The 19163-nt window shown below is 42.4% G+C and carries 10 protein-coding genes; 5 read left to right on the top strand and 5 right to left on the bottom strand.

Annotated elements, in window-relative coordinates; genetic code table 11:
* Positions 1-54: 54 nt before the first annotated feature.
* The 3 genes from ACP7AE_RS05735 to ACP7AE_RS05745 all read left to right on the top strand — a co-directional run bounded on the left by ACP7AE_RS05735 (position 55) and on the right by ACP7AE_RS05745 (position 2775).
* A complete protein-coding gene (locus ACP7AE_RS05735; RefSeq protein ID WP_045446919.1) occupies positions 55-567 on the top strand; it encodes a hypothetical protein in 513 nt (170 codons plus the stop codon).
* A gap of 248 nt (positions 568-815) precedes the next feature.
* Complete coding sequence (locus ACP7AE_RS05740) at positions 816-1844, top strand: endonuclease/exonuclease/phosphatase family protein (RefSeq protein ID WP_426241872.1); 1029 nt, start codon at positions 816-818, stop codon at positions 1842-1844.
* A 238-nt stretch (positions 1845-2082) separates the two neighbouring features.
* A complete protein-coding gene (locus ACP7AE_RS05745) occupies positions 2083-2775 on the top strand; it encodes a TetR/AcrR family transcriptional regulator (protein WP_055124242.1) in 693 nt (230 codons plus the stop codon).
* 141 nt (positions 2776-2916) lie between these two features.
* Here the strand turns inward: ACP7AE_RS05745 and ACP7AE_RS05750 are convergent, their stop codons facing one another.
* The 5 genes from ACP7AE_RS05750 to ACP7AE_RS05770 form a co-directional block, all read right to left on the bottom strand.
* A complete protein-coding gene (locus ACP7AE_RS05750) occupies positions 2917-3690 on the bottom strand; it encodes a hypothetical protein (protein ID WP_201538967.1) in 774 nt (257 codons plus the stop codon).
* Between the two features lie 166 nt (positions 3691-3856).
* Entirely contained in the window at positions 3857-9190 is a 5334-nt protein-coding gene (locus ACP7AE_RS05755) for an SdrD B-like domain-containing protein (RefSeq protein WP_426241875.1), read from the bottom strand.
* Between the two features lie 150 nt (positions 9191-9340).
* Positions 9341-11404, bottom strand: coding sequence for a hypothetical protein (locus ACP7AE_RS05760; RefSeq protein WP_426241877.1), 2064 nt, complete (start codon positions 11402-11404; stop codon positions 9341-9343).
* A gap of 24 nt (positions 11405-11428) precedes the next feature.
* Positions 11429-11893, bottom strand: coding sequence for a hypothetical protein (locus ACP7AE_RS05765; protein WP_045452125.1), 465 nt, complete (start codon positions 11891-11893; stop codon positions 11429-11431).
* A 273-nt stretch (positions 11894-12166) separates the two neighbouring features.
* Positions 12167-13789, bottom strand: a complete 1623-nt coding sequence (locus ACP7AE_RS05770) for a hypothetical protein (RefSeq protein WP_193009340.1) — start codon at positions 13787-13789, stop codon at positions 12167-12169.
* A gap of 630 nt (positions 13790-14419) precedes the next feature.
* On the opposite strand from ACP7AE_RS05770, the gene aceE reads away from it, so the two are divergent.
* Positions 14420-17233, top strand: a complete 2814-nt coding sequence (aceE, locus tag ACP7AE_RS05775; RefSeq protein ID WP_426241879.1) for a pyruvate dehydrogenase (acetyl-transferring), homodimeric type — start codon at positions 14420-14422, stop codon at positions 17231-17233.
* Positions 17234-17258: 25 nt separating this feature from the next.
* The gene (locus tag ACP7AE_RS05780) at positions 17259-18995 is read left to right on the top strand and encodes a 2-oxo acid dehydrogenase subunit E2 (RefSeq protein ID WP_426241881.1); all 1737 of its coding nucleotides are present in this window, start codon (positions 17259-17261) and stop codon (positions 18993-18995) included.
* Positions 18996-19163: the final 168 nt, after the last annotated feature.

Genomic DNA, 19163 nt, shown 5'->3' on the forward strand with positions numbered 1-19163 from the left:
ATTTTTAGCACTTAATAAATCTAAAATATAACAAATTAATTTAAGGATAAAATTATGAGTAACTATGACGGTATTGATCGCAGTGAAGTAAAGCATATGTCAAAAGAAGCTAAGCAGGATCTGAATGCTGATATCATCACAGGTGAGCCAGGTTCGCATCCAGTAGGCACAGCTATTGGTGGTCTTGGCGGCGCAGCAGCGGGTGCAGCAATCGGTACAATGGCAGGACCACTTGGCACACTCATTGGCGGTGCGATTGGTGCTATCGTTGGTGGCGGTGCAGGACATGCAGCAGCAGAAGCGATTGATCCAACACGTGAAGAAGCTTACTGGCGTGCAGAGTATGCAAATGTTGATTATTACAAAGAAGGTTATGACTTCGACCGTGATCTACATCCAGCTTATGCAGTAGGGTACGCCAACCGTGCTCGTTATCCTGCGGATGCACGTTTTGAAGACCATGAAGCTGAATTAGAGCGCTCATGGCATGAAGTAAAAGGTGAATCACGCATGGAGTGGGAAGAAGCACGCAAAGCATCGTATGACGCATGGAATCGTGTATCGTAATAAGCGAAACTAACAGCACATTTAATTTAAGTAAGTAGACAGTATATAAGCTTACTACCTTATCACTGGGCTTAGTCTGATTGTAGACTTGGGTCTGCTGATAGACTAAATACTTTCAATTTATGCTATTTTAAAGTCTTCAAAGATTTCTTTGGAGGCTTTTTTGCTGTATATTACTAAGTATGAATATATTAAACAGCCAATCATCTTTGGAAACAATATTCTAGAATAAAAATAATAGGTAATCTATGAACAATAATGCGGAAGCTAAAAGCGCCAGACAATTTTATATCGCCACTGCCAACTTGCTCAATTTTGCCAACCCTAACCGAATTTATTATGACAATGCGCCAGCTTATAGTAACGATGAATACGAGCACAAGCTAAGCGGCATCACCGATTTATTAGCAAAAGCACATGCTGATATTATTGCGGTACAAGAAGTCTGGGATAGTAATGCGCTTGAAGCGTTGGCGGTGTCGTTGGGATTTAAGCCCGAGCATGTTGTTGTTCCATTGGCAAGTAACGACCGTTCAAGCCCTTATACTCATGGCAAAGGGGCACAACACACTCCTGCCGTTGGTATCATTAGCCGCTTTGAGCAATTAGAAAGCCGCTTGCTTGCAGATATTGCACCAAAAGCGGTGATTGATATCCCTGATATTGGTCCTTACCAGCGCTTTAATCGTCCACCATTGCTAGTGCGGGTCGATGCCTTTGGTCAACCGATAACGATTATTACGGCGCATCTAAAAAGCAAACGGGCATTTTTCTTGCGTGATGAAAGTGGCAATTTGTTAGAAGACATGGACGATCCAAATATTCGAGTCCGTGCCAAGCTCCGTAGCTTATGTATGCGCGCCGCAGAAGCAGCCTCTATTCGCATGTCTATTATAGAGCGCTTACGTCATACTCGTGAGCCATTGATTTTGTTAGGCGATATGAACGATGTCACTGGTAGCGTCACCACCCAATTGATGGCCGAGACTGGTGAAGTTAATTACGATAAAGGCATGCGCGATGTTGCACTATTCGATGCTGCGCGTATTCAAGCACGCTATGGTTGGATGAAAGATGTGGCATATACCCATATATATCAAGGTATGCCAGAAGTGATTGATCAATTATTTGTTTCAGAAGAGTTTCTTCCTGATAGCAAGTTTTCACTGGGTCAGGTTGAAAGAGTAGACTATTTCAATGACCATTTAAAGTGGGATTATGCAGATAGAGTCATCGATCATGGTATTATAAGAGCGAAAATTAGACTCAATGATTAAATTTTTTACATTACGTGGTTAACGCTATTAAATGGTTGACCTATACATTAATTTTTAACCCATTTATCTCCCTTGCTTGATAGTGTACAAGCGTTTATGATGCCTTTCCATTAGACATAGTAGCGCTAATATCAGTGCTACATTATTAGCTAATAGGATGTAATTCTTCAATTTAGGGCGAATACTATCTATTGAAGATTATATTTATAAAATAGGGTGTAACATTAAGAGACTTATGATGAGCGAAAATAAAGACGAAAAGATTGAAGATGTGTTGGTAGATTCGGAACTGGCAAAAAAACTGGTCCCGAATAAGTTTAAGTTTACCAGCCAACAAGGCCGCGCGCGCCGTCAAAAACTTTTGGCTGGTGCCAAGAAGTTAAGTGAAACACAACCTATCAATGACATTACTTTGGCGGCTGTATGTGAAGAAGCAGGCATTCCAAGAGCTTCTGCTTATCACTTTTTTCCTAACATCGAAGCGATATTTTTAGCATTGCGTTTTTTGAATGCTATCGAAATATTAGAAATAGTAGAAACAGTCGATATTGGTAATTATGACAGATGGCAGGGCTATTTGACGGCGCTTATTGATAATTGTGTGACGATATTCCATAACGACGAAACCAAAGCCAAGCTCATTTATGACACGAACACGCCTGATTTTGAAGGTGATAGTTTTGGTGAAGATATCGATCATCAAATCGTCGATTTGGTTTATAAGCGTTTATCAGAGCGCTATGAGATGCCGAGTTTCCACGATATTCAAGACACGCTATTGATTGCTTATAGCATTATTAATGCGATATTCACATTGTCTTATCGTCGTCACCAAAGCATTACCAATGAATATATCCAAGAAGCAAACACTGCGTTTATCGCTTATTTGCGTTGCTATCTACCAGAAAAGCTACCGCGTAAGAATCGCTAGTTTTTTCGCTATTTAGATGATGTATAGACATTAGGGCATGGTTAACATGCTCTAATATCTGTTAAGTCAATACAAAAAAGCCGACATATGATGTCGGCTTTTTTGTATTGACTGCATTGATGAGCAGTGGTAATAATGGACTTAACGGATAGGCGTTAATACTTGCCCACGGCAACTATCAGTACTCGCATCTAATGTCTCATATTGCTTATAATAGCTGACGATCAGCTCTTCTAAAGCGACGTTGGTCTGTGAATCATGGGTATTGACGTATGCTTCGCGGGCTTGTTCAAGCCAACGATCTGCCATGCGAAAATGGATGCCTGATTCCCGCCAGCCGCGCTCGCACTGGTTTGTAGCAGCCCAAATTAAAGCGACCTCGCTGAAGGCTATCTCTCGTGGTGCTGACTCGATACCACCGCTATCTTTTAGCGCGTTTAAGGTTGCCCATAGATCGGGGCGCATGAGAGCAGAGTTTGATGGTATGTCTTGAATAAGGTTGAGATCTTGTTCCTTGCCATTTCTTAAGGTAGTCAAAATCGTCTCTGCTGCCTGTGCGGCTTGCTGCCCAGCAGGTGAACGACTATTTATGCTGTCTTGATGGATGGCGTAGTTAAGCCAAGCCTGAGCTTTATAGGCAAAGTATTGCTGACGCGCGCTCATGTTTTTTTGTTGATACGCTTGTAACTCTGTCAACATACAATTCATAGCGCGTTGGCGCGTACTTTGGTATTTTGGGTGGTGAGACTGAGTTTGAACATCATTGGCACAGTGAGTAGCGTCATGGGTTACTGCCACTTTAGGTGTATGATGACTCGCCGATGCAACCGAGGTCATTGTCAGGAAGAAGACGGTTGATAATAAAGCCTTTATAGGCTGTTTATAATAGGCTGCTTTGTTGGCAGGATTAGGCATGATGCAAAACCTCATATTAAGCGGATCAGTATCAATATTGGTATTGGTACTTGCGGTTTTCGGCGCTGCTCTCATCGCTTATTAAAATATATCTGTCATATAATACGATGAACAGCGCGATAACGCCCGCATTGTCATCAGATGATAACACGACAATGGGGATAAATTACAATGTAGAGTGAGTCGTCAAACGCTGGTTCTTACGTGGATCATCACGTTTGAATAGGTCTTCATCAAACTTGAAACGTAATCTAAAGTAAGCGCCTTCCATAGTGCTATCGTCATAAGCGATGTCTTCATCCTCAAAGCCCATGAAGTTATAACCTAGTGACAACCAAAGATTGGTCATCGGGCTATAGCCTACTTCCGCACCCAGCATATAAGACATATCATCTGCTTGTTTGTTCCAGTAAGTGCCTGCTTGCAAGCCCACATCCCAGCGCTCACTGATGTCATATAGACCGCGAGCATAAAGCGCATGGGCTGTATTGTCGCTACTAATATTATCAGCATCAAACTGAGTATATTTACCCGCGTAACGGCCTGATAACGTCAACGGACGTGTTGGATGATAGTTACCACTCAATGACCAGATAACGGCATCTTTTTGATAGGCGTCATCGCCCGTACTGTTATCATCTAAGCGATACTCAAGCTTGGCTAACATGTCTAACTGATTGCTATCATAATCACGATAGGCAGCTCCTAGCTGGAAACGATTAATCGTGCGATTGCCATCGTCATAATCGACGCGTGAGTAGATGTCCTTGGCCAACAGAGTCATATCATCGGTATAGCGATAAGCAATACCAGCGCTACCTAGCAATGTGTCACTAGTCTCACCCCAACGCTTCTCAAAACGCGCTGAGGCTTTGTAATCTTCTTTCGCAAGATACTCTACACCAATGCCAGCTGCCGTTGCGGTGTTTTCGGTATCGCCCTCTAATGATTCAACACGCTCAAATAAAGTATTGATGGTTAAACCCTGCTGGACATACCATTTGTTCTTAAGACCAATGGCCGCTTCCGCTTCGCGAGCACTGATAGCATCGCGCATGCGGTATTCGCTATAGACTTTGCCGTCTTTCATGTAGTTGGCGTCAAAACCAAATACGGTACGCTGGCGTTCTTCAGTGTCATCAAGACCATAGCTACCAGATAGACTGTTGATCAAGTCATGACGGGCGTATAGGCGGCCTAAACCACCTAGCGGCGTCTCGCCTCCGATGGAGGTGGCATTACGATTACTGTTATCAATATCTTGCTCATATTCTGCAAATATTAAAGAGTCATTGAGCTTGGGCAACCGTGCCGTGATACGAGCGCGGGCGGTAGTACCTTCAATATCTTTTTCAGAATCACTGACATTATTTAGCGCCGATTGATTGATAATATCGTCATTAAAGAGAGTGTTGTCAGTCACATCTACGACGTCTGTTACCGCTTGGATATTGCGTGAAGCTGCCGTCGCATCTTGCTTATAATAACGTAAGCCAATCTCGCCAACGATGTTGGTGCTCAAACGCTGTTCAATACTGGCTAAGACACCTTGGCGGCTAGCATCAGTGGTATGATCTTTAGTACGTACGCCTTCTAGTTTTAGCGCGGTCTTTTTATCATTAATTAAATGAGTGACTTCGACGCCCGATTCAGCGCGCCCAGCAGTCTGCGGCGAGGCACCAGTCACGAAACCTTCGTCAGTATCGTTATAATAAGCTTTGGCACGAGTGTTTTTCTTGTTATCAAAGTCAAGCTCGATACGCAAGGCATTACCTTCTGCGTCCTGACCGTCTAATTCTGTCGCATTGATTTGATTGCTTGGCTGAAAATTTGGATTCTCAGCTTTATTCATCGCGTATTCAGCGACCAGTTTTAGTTTATCGTTAAACTTGATAACGCTGTTGACGCTAGCCAGCTCTTCCTTGTTAAGAGGGTCATCACTGTTGACATAGCTACCACCGATGGCGACTTTATCAGTCAACTGCTGCTTGGCAGCAATGCCACCGACCAAGTATTTTTCGCCACCTTCATCTACTTCTACAGTGACTCGTAGATAAATAAGGTTGCCATCGATGTCTTGGCTAGCGATAGGGGCTTTTAAAAATAAGCTGCGGCTGATAGGGTCAATTTCATAATCGGCAAAGCGGGTAAGGGTCTCACGGCTAATGATCAAGCCTGGATTGTTGGCGTCACGAGTGATCACTTCGACAGTTTCTGAGTTTTCTAATACGGCATCAAAGTTTTCAGCCAATGGATAAGGGCCTGAGATACCAAGACCACGAGTCTCATTGACGCGCTGGCTGGTACTCGTCTCCGCGACAAAGGCGGTAATGCGAGTATTGCTATCTTCATACTGGGCTTTTAGGCCAGTCAACGTACGGTTATATTGACCTAATTTAATACCTTCATCGTTATCGATTTGAGTTTTTAAATCGCCATACATAGCAAATGAGCGGCCCTTGTCCAAGCGCACATAGAGTTTGCTGGTAGATTGCGCATCAAAGCCCTTGGCTGATGAATCACCATAGACAGGATAGTATTCACTAGGCTCGATATCACGGAACAGACGCTCGCCTTTTTTGTCGCTGTCATAAGCCAAAGTGAGCAAATAATCGCCACGTACTTTGCCTTTAAGAAACATCGCGGCGCGACCAGAAGCGGTATAGTCATCGTTACCAGCGAAATCATTGAGCTCTTGCTCAAAAGCGCCTTGGGCGTCAGTAATGCTGCTGCCATCAAAGTCTTTAAGTGAGATTGCGCCTTCGACGATGCCGACGGCAATGAGAGGACGTAATTGCGCGGTAAATTGTAACGGGATAATCTGTTTACTGCTACCAGTGTCGATGACCAACTCACCTTTACCCGGTACACTTGGTGCAGTCACGGGTATGAGTAGCTCACCACCTGAGACAATAACTTGCGTACCAGCTTGATCTTTACTGCTGTCATTAAGATTGATACGGCCGATATTGGTATCGATAGTGATAGGTGTTGAGGCGATATAAGGACGGCCATCACGGTCTTTTAGGCTAATAACGACTTGATAATCGCTAACGCCATCTGCCGGTACTAGCTGCGCTTGAGTGCGATAGTCAATGGCTTGTAAATTGTCTGGCGTTGATACTTTAATGGTTTGCTCAGAGATAATTTTGCCATTCACGTCAGTAGCGACACCGCGCAAGGTATTGTTGCCACGCTTTAAGTCGACGGCATAGTAATCAAAGGCAGTCACATTCTGTTTTTCTTGCTCAGCAGTTTTGCCGATTTGTTGTTCTGATACTGCTTTTCCATTGGCATATAGTGTGAATATTGAACCCAGTGGCGCTTGTACTTGTACCATTTGTTTATAAGTGCTGAGCTGTTGACCTTCGTTTAAATTGATAAAAGCCACGTCATTGTTAGCCACTTCTTTGAGATATTCTTCCAGCTCTTTTTCTACTGGCGGTGCTACCGTAGTTACGGTCATATCAACACGATTGGCGGCTGGATTGATCATCTCATTGACGATAGCAGAGTCACAGTTGCTGCCCAGATCTAAGTCGCCATTGATGTTGCAGCCACTGGCGTCTACATTATCATCGTAGTCACGATTATAGTCAGGATCTAGGGTTAGCTCGGTTTTTACTGCTTGCTCAAGGCTATCATTCTTAGCGCTTACTGATTTGCTACGAGCGACAAGCTCCGTATTCAAACGCTCAGTGCTATCGCCCATACCGACCACGATACCGAAATCGGCACGATGTAATTCGCCATATTTTAAGTCAACGAAACGGCTGCCCGCATCGCCAGCATTGCGATTACTTTGGGTGACCATCTCGGTTGAGTGAGGGATGGTGGTGCGGTCAACTTTTAAGACGTGAGTTTTGGCACTGACACCATAAAAGTTATATTTACCTTCAGGATCAGTCACGACAAAGTTACCGTTTTCCATGTAGATACGCACGCCTGCAACGCCAAGTTCGCCATTTTCTTTTTGTTGAATGCCGTCACGGTTGATATCGTGGTAGACCTTACCGATGATGATGCCATCAGTATTCATGACGCCGCGCTCTACTTCAATCTTCCACTGTGCTTCTCTTGAAACTAAGCTTTTACCTTGTTCATTGCTAGCAACGGCAGTCGCGCGGTTGATGCCATCACCGCCTAATGATGAGGAACCGATTAAGACACGATACGTGATTTTTTTACTTTCGCCATTTGCCATATTACCTAAATTTAGCACCTGATATTTACCATCAGCTTTAAACTCAGTGGTTTGTGCTTGGTCGATACTGATATCAGCAGTTTGGTTGATACGTACACTACCATCTACATAAGCAAAACCACGGGGTAGGGCGTCTTTTAGCTGTACATCGTAAGCGGTAGAGTTGCCACTATTGGTAATATTGATGGTGTAGCTAACATAATCACCAAATTCAGCGCTTTTAACATCGCCTTCTTTGGTGACGACCAAGCTTGGGCTATCATCGACGATATTGATTTGCGTATCTAAGTCATCGATACGTACGGTGAAGTCACCTTCACTTGGTAGCTGCTCAGCGCCAGTGCCGACAGAAGGCGCGATACAGGCGTCTAGACTTGCAGTCAACGTATCATTTGCTAGAGTTTGAATAAATTTGTCATTGACAGCGTTGGCATTGTTTTGTGTTGGTGCTGATAGCTGATATTTACCAGTACTATTGCCCGTCTCAATCGCTTTCAATGCGTATTTGTCACCCGTCAACAAAGAGGTAATCGTGACCCATACTTGATCTGGCTTATCTAGCTGAACATTACACTGCGCATAGCTGGCATCGATATAGACGTTTTCCTCGATTTGCGAGGTGGTTTTGTTTGCGTCAAATTTAGGCGTTGTAAATTTGATTTCAGGCTCAACGATGATCAGTCTATCAATCGCATTGACACTCGATACGGATGGGTCTTCCAGAACGACAGCGCCAATTTTAATATCTGCAGTATCGCCACTTTTGCCGTTAGCATCTGATAAAGCTTGCACGATGAACTGGATACTTTCACTGTGTCCAAGTTTGATTTGTGCGCTTAAATTATCGAAAATAACTTCAGTATCACCATTATCAACGACGCCGTTTCTATTTAGATCTTGATAGACTTTTAAGTTTGAGAGCGTTGGAGATACAGCTAATGTTAGCTCAACAGTCTGGTTGCTATAGCTGGTATTGCTTAGGACGTTTACCCAGTTGACCAAGGCGTTAGGCATAACGGTGAGTAACGGCTGTTGAGTGAGTTCAATACCGTATTCAGGAAGGTCTGAGGCTTTGACTTGTACTTGATTTGAGGTGCTAGATATTGTGACGTCAGTCTGGTTATTGACGTTATAGCTAGCGTTTGCAATATTGTTGATGATTTGCAGATTAGGGTTTGCTGCATCAGCTGCAATCGCGATATTTGATTGCATAAGCAACATTGCCAATGACAGCGCAGAGATCTTTGCTGAACACAATGCGGTACGATTAGACGGTGTCATGGTAGATAGAGTCATATGTCGCTTATCCAATAAAATATCAGTGAGGGTAAGGGTAGAGATTCTCTAGCTTGAATAATGAAAAGTGATTAATTCAAGCTAGAGGAGATCTATAAGTATTTGACTCTTATAGAAATTGACACGAGATATATCATGTAAATATTGAGGTTATTTAGCCGCACCAGTTTCAAGAACTTTAGTTGAGAAATAAACCGTTCCTGTTTCTGAAGGCTTTAGACTACTAAATGTACCAGTGAGCGTTGGTGATGCATAATTGCCATTAGCAACAGCTGAGCCATTATCTGTTACAGACGAAAAGCTAGTGGTGTTGTACGCAACTTTTTTGGTATCAAAGATATCGGTCACAACAACAGTATTTAGCGTTTTGTTGGTCTCAGTAAAAGTATTTTTAGCAGTGATTTTGTAGTAGATACATTGTCCAGGCTTACCACTAAGCTCAGTGCTTATATAGGTAAGTGAATTTGCCGTAACGCCTGTACAAGCAGCAATAACTTGAGACTTAAGTAGGTTTAGGCCTCTTAATGTCGTAGTAGAGGTAGTGTTTTTATTAGAAGGGGCTGCTGTTCCGTCTACAGTGGTTTGTGGTAATACAGTGATAGTCATCACTTCAGAAGTATCAATGTTAGTAGTCGCGCCATTAACATTACTACTTACACCGTTACTGCTAACTTCTACACTAATGATAACTTCTGCATTAGGTGCTAGCCCAACAATCACTGCCTTGTTCAGATCATATTGATTTCCGTTAGATACTGTAGGATCTAATAAAATATCATCGTCTACATTGTATACACCGTCTTTGGTACCGCTCTTGCCACCATCTACGAATACTCGAACGATATCGACTGCAGCAATAGGGGTGGTTGGGTTAACTGAAAATAGTACTTCACCAAGGGCATCTGCTTCTGTAACATCAGTACCTTCGTTTTTAATGGTGTATTGATATATATTGCCAGTACTAACTAACGCTACTTCTTTTTTAAGATCATCAGAAATGGTGATATTACGTACTTGGTTACGGGTAGAAACAGTAGCGTCAGTGTTATCATCCTTACCATCTTTATCTACAGGTAACTTCGTATCTTCGTAATTATTTTCAGTACCTTTGTCATCTGATCTATCTACTAAATCAGCATTAGTTATCCCAGTATCGTTAAGAGTGTCGTCATTTACTTGAGCGTAGTTGACTAAATCTGCACCACTAGCTGTTGTAACACTAGAATCTTTGATAGCACGGAAAGTAATTGTGATCGTCTCACCTTGCTTCAAGTTTTGACCGATAACATTAACTATCTTGTTGTTATTGCTGCCGGTGAAAGTAGGCGTAACAGCAGTAGAGGCAGTACCAGAAGTAGAGCCAGTGACAACGGAAGTAGGTGCAGTTGTAGTAAGGACTATCAATCCAGCAGGTAACGCGTCTACGATATTAAAGGCTTTAGCATCAGCATTACCTTCATTTTTGACAATAATGGTATAGTCGATATAAGCGCTTGTATTGGCAGTATCGAAGATATTATTGTCGAGATTAGTATTTGCAGACTTAGTAATGGCGTAGATAGGTGTCTTGGTAATGGCATTGTCAGTATTTATAGCCGTATAAGTCGCTTCAGTACCAGTACCTGGATTCTTAGTTTTCAAATAAGCACTAGATGCAGTAACTGTTAGGATGCCATCATCACCAACTTTACGTTTGCTGTTAGAAGTTGCAACTATGTTGATAGTAGCAATTTCATTAGGCGCTAAAGTGATTTTACCGCCATTAACGATTGTCTTAGAGGTAGCGTTTAAATTTGTAGTATAGGTTATAACGTAACTGCTATAATCAAAATCGTCTTGTCCTGTACCAGCCCCGTTAGTCACGTTAGCGATATCAATGGTGTATTCATCAGTGACATTACCTTTGTTCTGTAGCGTATGATTGAACTTTACATTTTGGTTAGCTTGTGGATTGATAATCTTATCTGTGTTATCAGTTAATAGTTCAAATGAACTTAGCTCATTTACTTTAACAGTAACGGTATTCGATGTGGCACTCTGTTTATCAGCCGTATTAGTACCAACAAAATAAGTAGCTGTTGCTTGGTTAATAACATCAACTGTAATATCACTGCCAGTACCAGTCGGTGTAGCAGCGTTAGTAGCAGTAGTCACGCCCATAGCAGCTATAATTCCAACGGTTAATACTGAGTAATTAAATAAATTTGGTTTCATACGGTCATTCTCCTAAAAGGGTGATTATTCTACGATTGTATTTAGTGCGACAGCGGCAGATTTCTGTGCTGGTAATAACTTGATATTCCAGCGCAGGGTACGGTATTCAGAAAACGGAATTTTAACCATTTTGCCATCGACTTTACGCATCAGTGGCATATCGGCATAGTTCTTGCCATCGATACTGGCTTGAGCACTGGTAGGATTAGCTTCACCAGTGAAAGCCATATTGGCAGGGATAGGCAATACGACCGCCAGATCTTGGATATCTTTGTTAATAATATTGCTGTATGTTGCCTTGTACTGAATGACCGTACCCGCTGGAGCATTACGAACTGGTAGATAAGAGATCTTACCTTCGGCGTTTTTGGTGACTTGATTGGCTGTTAAATCCATTTTTAAGGCATCATTGGCGTGAGCAGCACTTAATGCTATTACCGACGCTAAGCTTGCTAATATGGCACTGCGTAAAAAATTAAAACCTTTCATATCGTATTCCTTGCTTAAACCATTATTATCAAGTCAATCTTGACTTCGTCCCATGCAATGTAAAAACTGCAATCAACTATGAATAAGAGATGCTGATAAAGTTAGAATTGTTCCTTAATGTGATTGTCACGCAAACAATACAAATATTCACCACAAAAACGACAAATGGTATTTTGGAGTACACAAACGGTAAAAGCCCTATCTATAGAGATAGGGCTTTTGTCAGTAAAAAATATTCTTTAGGGTTGATAATATAGCAAGGGGGAATAGTTACTAAGGATTCACAGTAGTGCCGTATTTGGTGTTGAAATAAAAATCACGTTTGGTTATTTTTGGCAATGTTAACTCAGTCGTCTGGACCGTACCATTTAGTCCAATATCCACACTACCATTAGCGAAGCTGCCATTAGGATCAGTAGGTGCCACACGTATAGACGTGGCTTGTGCACCTTTAACGTCTTTTTTCTGCAGAACATCACTCATTACGAAGTTGTTGATGGCGAGATTGGCACGATTGGTCGCAGTTATCTTATAAGCAATACACTGCTGCGGAGTGATATTATCTTGGATAGGATCCATACTGAACCCAGTTCTTGGATCGCCAGTAATCGGAACTGAGGCGTAAACTAAAGTACTGGCATTGCAATCATTCACAAACTGGTACTTCTGTAATACCAAAGCGGCATTTGCAGCGATGACTCTACCAAAGTTGTTATTAGGATAATTATAAGTGGTTGCTGAGAAACCAACATTTCTGCTCTCACTACTAGTGCGAATAGGATAAGTAGCCCCTGTTCGACTTTCTACCAAACAAAGATTAGTATTATTAGCCAGTGTTGTTTTAGGAATACTGATTTGATACTCACCGACAGAAGCCCCGTTTCTAATTACCGATTGGGTTGGATAAGTAGTAGATGTATTAGAACAATTAGCCAATCTTACATTACTCCCACTAATACCTAATTCCTGAGGGGTATTAAATACACCGTTAAAGTAGTTTGGTTTATTAAAATAGGTACCACTAGTAATATTGGCGTTATTAGCATCAGCTTGGGTATCAGTAATACCACCGTTATCATCAAACACTGTACCTGAAAATATATACTGAGGGACATAGCAGTAATTGTCTACGCGAATTTGTACTTCTTGATTAGTCGGGTCATTTTTAACATATATAGGATTATTGGTGTAACGAAATGTCACTTCACTGACAGCTTGAGAAAATTGTATAGAGCCTTGACAGCGTGTATCTAAATCTCTTGATGGGCAATTGAAGGAAGTGCTGTTGTTTAATCCTGCAGAGTATATGACATTTGAGCCTGATATTGTTTGTAGTGTGCCATCAATAATAGAGCCAGATTCAGTAGTACCTGTAATGCGTACATAGTCATCGAATAAATTATTACCAGAATTTGAATAGTCAATATCAAATGCACTCACAGCTACGTTGGTCAAATAGAGAGGCTGTTGGGTCGTTTTATTACGAAAGCTTAGTGTAATATCTGTATATGCAGTTGGAGTAGAAAAGTTTCTACCAATATTTATAACCCTATACTGGCTAGCATCTATAATGCTAAAGTTATTATTAGTATTACTAGTGCTAGATTCGCTAAGATCCATTTTCATTTGTAGTGGAATACTATCTGAAGCATTACCTGCGACATTAAAGTAGTTATTATTGCTGCTACTTAAAAATAAATTGGTATAGTCGCTATCTGTCAGTTTGTCTTTTGAAAAACCAGCAGGACAAACTGCGCCTGGATTATCAACTCTTGCAGAGGATGTATTACTAACCAACATCAAGCCCATAGCGGCTATCAATGCCAGCACCCGATATATATGTTCACTGAATAGTTGTGAAATTATTGAATTTAGAACGTATGGCATTTTATGCATATGATTATTCCTATAAGAAGCTAAAACTTGCTATAAGCGTTTAACTAGTTCTCAATTATTTCACTAACTAAACTAATGTATATATTACGTAACTTAACATATTAAGCAATAATTTCGTAAAAGTCCTACGAAGTGGATGAATGGCAGATATTTCATGACCAGCTACAGTATCTAGTTATAGATGTCAGCTCGTTAGCAAACAATCCTTATATTTCTTTGAAATATTTCTAAAAAAACTAATGATTATTTATTTCAAAAATACTTGTCATATCACCATTTCTTTACAGCTATAAACAACTGCAGCATAAGAGCCTATAATAAAGAGTTATTATCATTTGATAATTGACTATAAAAGTTGGGTTAGCATTTTATTATCTAACCACTTTTAAATACTCAGTTCATATGCGATAGATAGTAGCGCTGTTTTTATTTTGGCTATGTGAGGCTGCTCCAGATTATGAGTTGGTCAAATACTGCTGCATAACCGCATCCTACTATAAATCTCACTTCTTAAAATTAACAAGGAAGTCATTGAGAAAATTATTCCCGCACGACAATATTGAAGTAACACTTTGATTTAATAATATCCTGTCTTCGGGCAGGACTGACTGATAAAAAAGGACAATAGTGATGAATTATTATAAGGATGCTGATAGCACCGAAACCCAAGAGTGGCTGGAAGCGTTTGAATCTGTTATCAAACATGCAGACAAAGATCGTGCTCAGTTTCTGCTAAAAGCTTTATACAACATGGCAGTTCAAGAAGACCTGCCGTTCAATCGTCTCGATACCGCTTATATCAATACCATCGCCGTTGAAGATGAACCGATGTACCCTGGCGATCTAACCATTGAGCGCAAAATCCGTGCTTTGATTCGCTATAACGCATTGGCCATGGTCATGCGCGCGAACAAAAATGACGACGATTTGGGTGGTCACTTAGCGACGTTCGCTTCTAGTGCCACGCTATATGAGACAGGTTTCAACCATTTTTTTCGTGCTGCCAGCGATCATTTCGGTGGTGATATGATTTATTATCAAGGTCACTCAGCACCCGGTATTTATGCGCGTTCTTATTTAGAGGGTCGATTGACCGAAGATCAGCTGGATAATTTCCGTCGTGAAGTCGGCGGCAAAGGCTTATCAAGCTATCCGCATCCGTATCTCATGCCAGATTATTGGCAGTTCCCAACCGTATCGATGGGACTTGGTCCGATCATGTCGATTTACCATGCGCATGTACATCGCTATATGGAAAACCGCGGTTTGCTAGAGAAAGAAGGTCGTAAGATTTGGACATTCTTGGGTGATGGTGAAACGGATGAGCCAGAAAGCTTAGGGGCTATTTCTCTCGCTGGCCGTGAAAAGCTAGATAACCTCATATGGGTCGTCAACTGTAATTTACAGCGTCTTGATGGTCCAGTCCGTGGTAACGGTAAAATTATCCAAGAGCTAGAGTCTGTGTTCCGCGGGGCTGGCTGGCGAGTGATTAAAGTTATCTGGGGTGGTAAATGGGACAGCTTACTTGCCAATGATAAAACGGGCGTGCTCAAACATCGTATGGAAGAAGTGGTCGATGGTGAGTATCAGCTATACGAAGCCCGTACAGCTGAGTTCACTCGTAAAGAGTTCTTTGGTAAATATCCTGAGTTAGAAGAGATGGCTGATGCGCTATCTGATGAGGATATCTCGCGCTTGAATCGTGGTGGTCATGATCCAATGAAAGTGTATGCTGCATTCAGTGAAGCGATGAAAACCAAAGGTCAGCCAACCGTTATTTTAGTCAAAACCGTTAAAGGCTATGGCTTATCGGCTCAAACACAAGCGGTCAATAAATCACATCAGATTAAGAAACTCGATCAAGAAGCGTTGATGTATTTCCGTGATCGCTTTGATTTGCCATTTACTGACGAGCAGCTAGAGACGCTACCATTCTATCGCCCTGAAGAAGGTTCAGCGGAGATGAAGTATCTTAAAGGTCGCCGAGAAGCGCTAGGTGGTCATTTACCAAATCGGCGCAGTGGGCATATCCCATTGAATATCCCTGAACTGTCGATGTTTGATCGGGTATTAAAAGGCAGCAATGGTAAAGAGCAATCAACGACGATGGTATTTGTGCGTTTATTGTCTGCCATGCTCAAAAACAAAGACATCCAAGATCGCGTCGTGCCGATTGTACCTGATGAAGCGCGTACTTTTGGTTTAGAAGGCATGTTCCGTCAATTGGGTATCTACTCTGCAGTTGGGCAAAAATATACGCCAGAAGATAGTGAAGCTTTGATGGGCTATAAAGAAGCCATCGACGGTCACATGTTAGAAGAAGGTATCAACGAAGCAGGCGCAATGAGTACGTGGATTGCGCTTGCAACCAGTTACTCTGTGAACGCGCTACCGATGATTCCGATGTATATCTATTACTCGATGTTTGGTTTCCAGCGAGTGGGTGATTTGGCTTGGGCGGCAGGCGATTGTCAAGCACAAGGCTTCTTATTAGGTGCAACAGCTGGTCGTACCACATTGAACGGCGAAGGCTTGCAGCATCAAGATGGTCATTCGCAGATTCTATTCAACGTTGTGCCTAACTGTGTGACTTATGATCCTTGCTTTGGTTACGAGCTAGCAGTTGTCATGCACGACGGTCTACGCCGTATGTACGGTGAAGGCGAGCGCGTTTATTATTACCTAACGCTAATGAATGAAAACTACGAGCAACCTGCGATGCCAGAAGGCGCGGAAGAAGGTATCAAGCGTGGTATGTATTTGCTCGAAGACAATGGTTCAACCCAAGTGCAGCTATTAGGCTCTGGCGTTATTTTACGTGAAGTACAAAAAGCGGCGCAGATTCTAAAAGATGAGTTCAATATCACTTCCAACGTTTGGAGTGTGACCAGCTTTAACGAGTTGACTCGTGACGGCATGGTTTGTGATGATTACAACCGCTTGCATCCAATGGATGAAGAGAGAGTGCCTTGGGTCACTGAGCAGTTAGCGCCGCACGAAGGTATCGTAGTTGCCGCGACGGATTATATGCGCAATTATTCGGAGCAAATCCGTGCTTGGTTGCCAGACAATCGTCCTTACACGACGCTAGGGACTGATGGCTACGGCCGTTCTGATACTCGTGAAAATTTGCGTAGTTTCTTCAACGTTGATGCGGCTCATATCGTGGTTGCGACGCTCAAACGCCTAGCGGATGAGGGTGAAGTCGAGATGCGTTTGGTGAAAGATGCCATCTCAAGTTTAGGCATCGATGTGGATCAGCCACCTGCATGGCAACAGCAGCCTTATTATGATCATTCTCCCGATGCACCAGCACCTGGTAATGTCAATCCAAATCCTGTCCCTGAATTTGTCGCTGAAGATGATGATGAAATCAGCAATGAGGGTCGGGCTGAAGATCAAGCGGATGCGACTTTACTTAATAACGATGATGTCAAAGAATAATAATCATAAGACTAGGAGATAAATCATGGATATTAAAGCCCCCGATTTGGGTGTTGATAGCGCCGAAGTCAGCGAAATTATGGTAGAAGTGGGTGATGTCATCGCAAAAGATGACAACATCATTCTATTAGAATCTGACAAAGCCTCAGTTGAAGTACCAAGTTCCGCTGCTGGCAAAGTCACTAAAATCAGCGTTGCTGTTGGTGATCAGGTCAGTGAAGGTATGGTACTGATTGAGCTTGAAAGTGAAGCAGACAATGCAGAAAGCAATGTAGACACTAAAGAAAATAGCGCTGCTGACGAGAAGCAAAAGGCAGATGAAACGGCTGCTAAACCAGAAACAAAACCTGAGCCTGCTGCAACTGAATCAGCCTCGTCTGACGCTAATGACAAGCCTGCGTCTAACGCTGGTAAATCGACCACTCATGCATTGCCAGATTTAGGTGTTGATGAAGCGCAAGTTTCTGAAATCATGGTCAGTATTGGTGACATCGTGACTGCAGATCAATCAATCCTATTGATTGAATCTGACAAAGCATCGGTAGAAGTACCCGCACCAGTCGCTGGTAAAATTGAAAAAATCTTAGTTCAGACTGGTGATATGGTTGCTAATGGTCAAGACTTTATCATTATCATGAGTAGTGGTGCAGATGCTGCTGATGCAAGTGAGTCTACATCAGATAGCGCTGAGCCAAAGCATTCAGCACCAGCCAAATCAGAAGAGAAAGCTGCTGCTAAAACAACGGGTGAGCCAAAACAGGCAGAAAAATCTACAACGCCTAATGCGGTCGCTAGTAAGCAAGCTGATAAGCTGACTGAAGCACAGGTCAATGAAAAGTTGGTTGACGTATATGCAGGTCCAGCCGTGCGCAAGCTGGCACGTCAGTTAGGTGTCGATATCACCCAAGTGAATGGTTCGGCGCTAAATGATCGCATTCTAAAAGAAGACTTGTTTGCGCATGTTAAAGAAAGCTTAAACACTCAAAAAGCGGCACCTGCCAGTGGCAATGTAGCCAGCGCTAGCCTGCCAAGCTTACCTGACATGAGCAACGTTGAGATTTGGGGTGAAACAGCAACCCAAGACCTTAGCCGTCTACAAAAAGTCTCGATACCGCAGCTCAACTACAATACCTTGTTGCCGCAAGTGACCCAGTTTGACTTGTCTGATATCACTGAGACAGAAAAACTGCGCGGCGAGCTAAAAGGTAGCATGAAAGCTGAAGGTATCGGCTTCACGATTTTAGCGTTCGTGGTCAAAGCGACGGCCTATGCCTTAACGCAGCATCCACGCTTTAACAGTCATTTAAGCGACGACAATACGCAAGTTATCTTGCGTAAAAGCGTCAATATGGGCATCGCGGTGGCAACGGATGATGGACTCATCGTACCTGTTATCAAGAATGTGCAGGATAAAGGCTTGAAGCAAATCGCCATTGAAATTGGTGAGCTTGCGGTAAAAGCACGTGACAAAAAACTCACTACTAAAGATTTGCAAGGTGCAAGCTTTACCATATCAAGCCAAGGCAACTTGGGTGGCACTGCCTTTACGCCATTAGTAAATTGGCCTCAAGTGGGTATTTTAGGCGTGTCTGAGGCAAGTATGCAGCCACGTTGGGATGCTAAAAAGCAAAGCTTTGAGCCGCGTCTCATGTTGCCATTATCATTGTCTTACGATCACCGTGTGATTAATGGCGCAGATGCTGCCGTATTTACCCGCTATATCGCAACATTGCTGGCTGATCCGCGCCGTATTTTGCTGTAAGAATCGTTTGTACTAAAAGGATCTGAAAAAAGAAGACTGTCTTAGGATGGTCTTTTTTTTATGCTAAAAATTTGATACCCCATGGTTGCCAGATTTTTAGCGGTTAATGACTTTAGCACAATCGTTTTTATCTATAATAGTTGTTGCTTAAACTTTAGATACAAAAAA

Origin of the sequence: Psychrobacter sp. TWP2-1-2, from assembly GCF_049896785.1 — a bacterium.
GTDB lineage: Bacteria > Pseudomonadota > Gammaproteobacteria > Pseudomonadales > Moraxellaceae > Psychrobacter.

Bases quoted from the DNA above. Each gene is read 5' to 3' on its own strand.
- ACP7AE_RS05770 (WP_193009340.1), bottom strand. From the start codon at position 13,789: ATGCATAAAATGCCATACGTTCTAAATTCAATAATTTCACAACTATTC.
- ACP7AE_RS05750 (WP_201538967.1), bottom strand. From the start codon at position 3,690: ATGCCTAATCCTGCCAACAAAGCAGCCTATTATAAACAGCCTATAAAG.
- ACP7AE_RS05735 (WP_045446919.1), top strand. From the start codon at position 55: ATGAGTAACTATGACGGTATTGATCGCAGTGAAGTAAAGCATATGTCA.
- ACP7AE_RS05755 (WP_426241875.1), bottom strand. From the start codon at position 9,190: ATGACTCTATCTACCATGACACCGTCTAATCGTACCGCATTGTGTTCA.
- ACP7AE_RS05780 (WP_426241881.1), top strand. From the start codon at position 17,259: ATGGATATTAAAGCCCCCGATTTGGGTGTTGATAGCGCCGAAGTCAGC.
- ACP7AE_RS05760 (WP_426241877.1), bottom strand. From the start codon at position 11,404: ATGAAACCAAATTTATTTAATTACTCAGTATTAACCGTTGGAATTATA.
- aceE (WP_426241879.1), top strand. From the start codon at position 14,420: ATGAATTATTATAAGGATGCTGATAGCACCGAAACCCAAGAGTGGCTG.
- ACP7AE_RS05765 (WP_045452125.1), bottom strand. From the start codon at position 11,893: ATGAAAGGTTTTAATTTTTTACGCAGTGCCATATTAGCAAGCTTAGCG.
- ACP7AE_RS05740 (WP_426241872.1), top strand. From the start codon at position 816: ATGAACAATAATGCGGAAGCTAAAAGCGCCAGACAATTTTATATCGCC.
- ACP7AE_RS05745 (WP_055124242.1), top strand. From the start codon at position 2,083: ATGAGCGAAAATAAAGACGAAAAGATTGAAGATGTGTTGGTAGATTCG.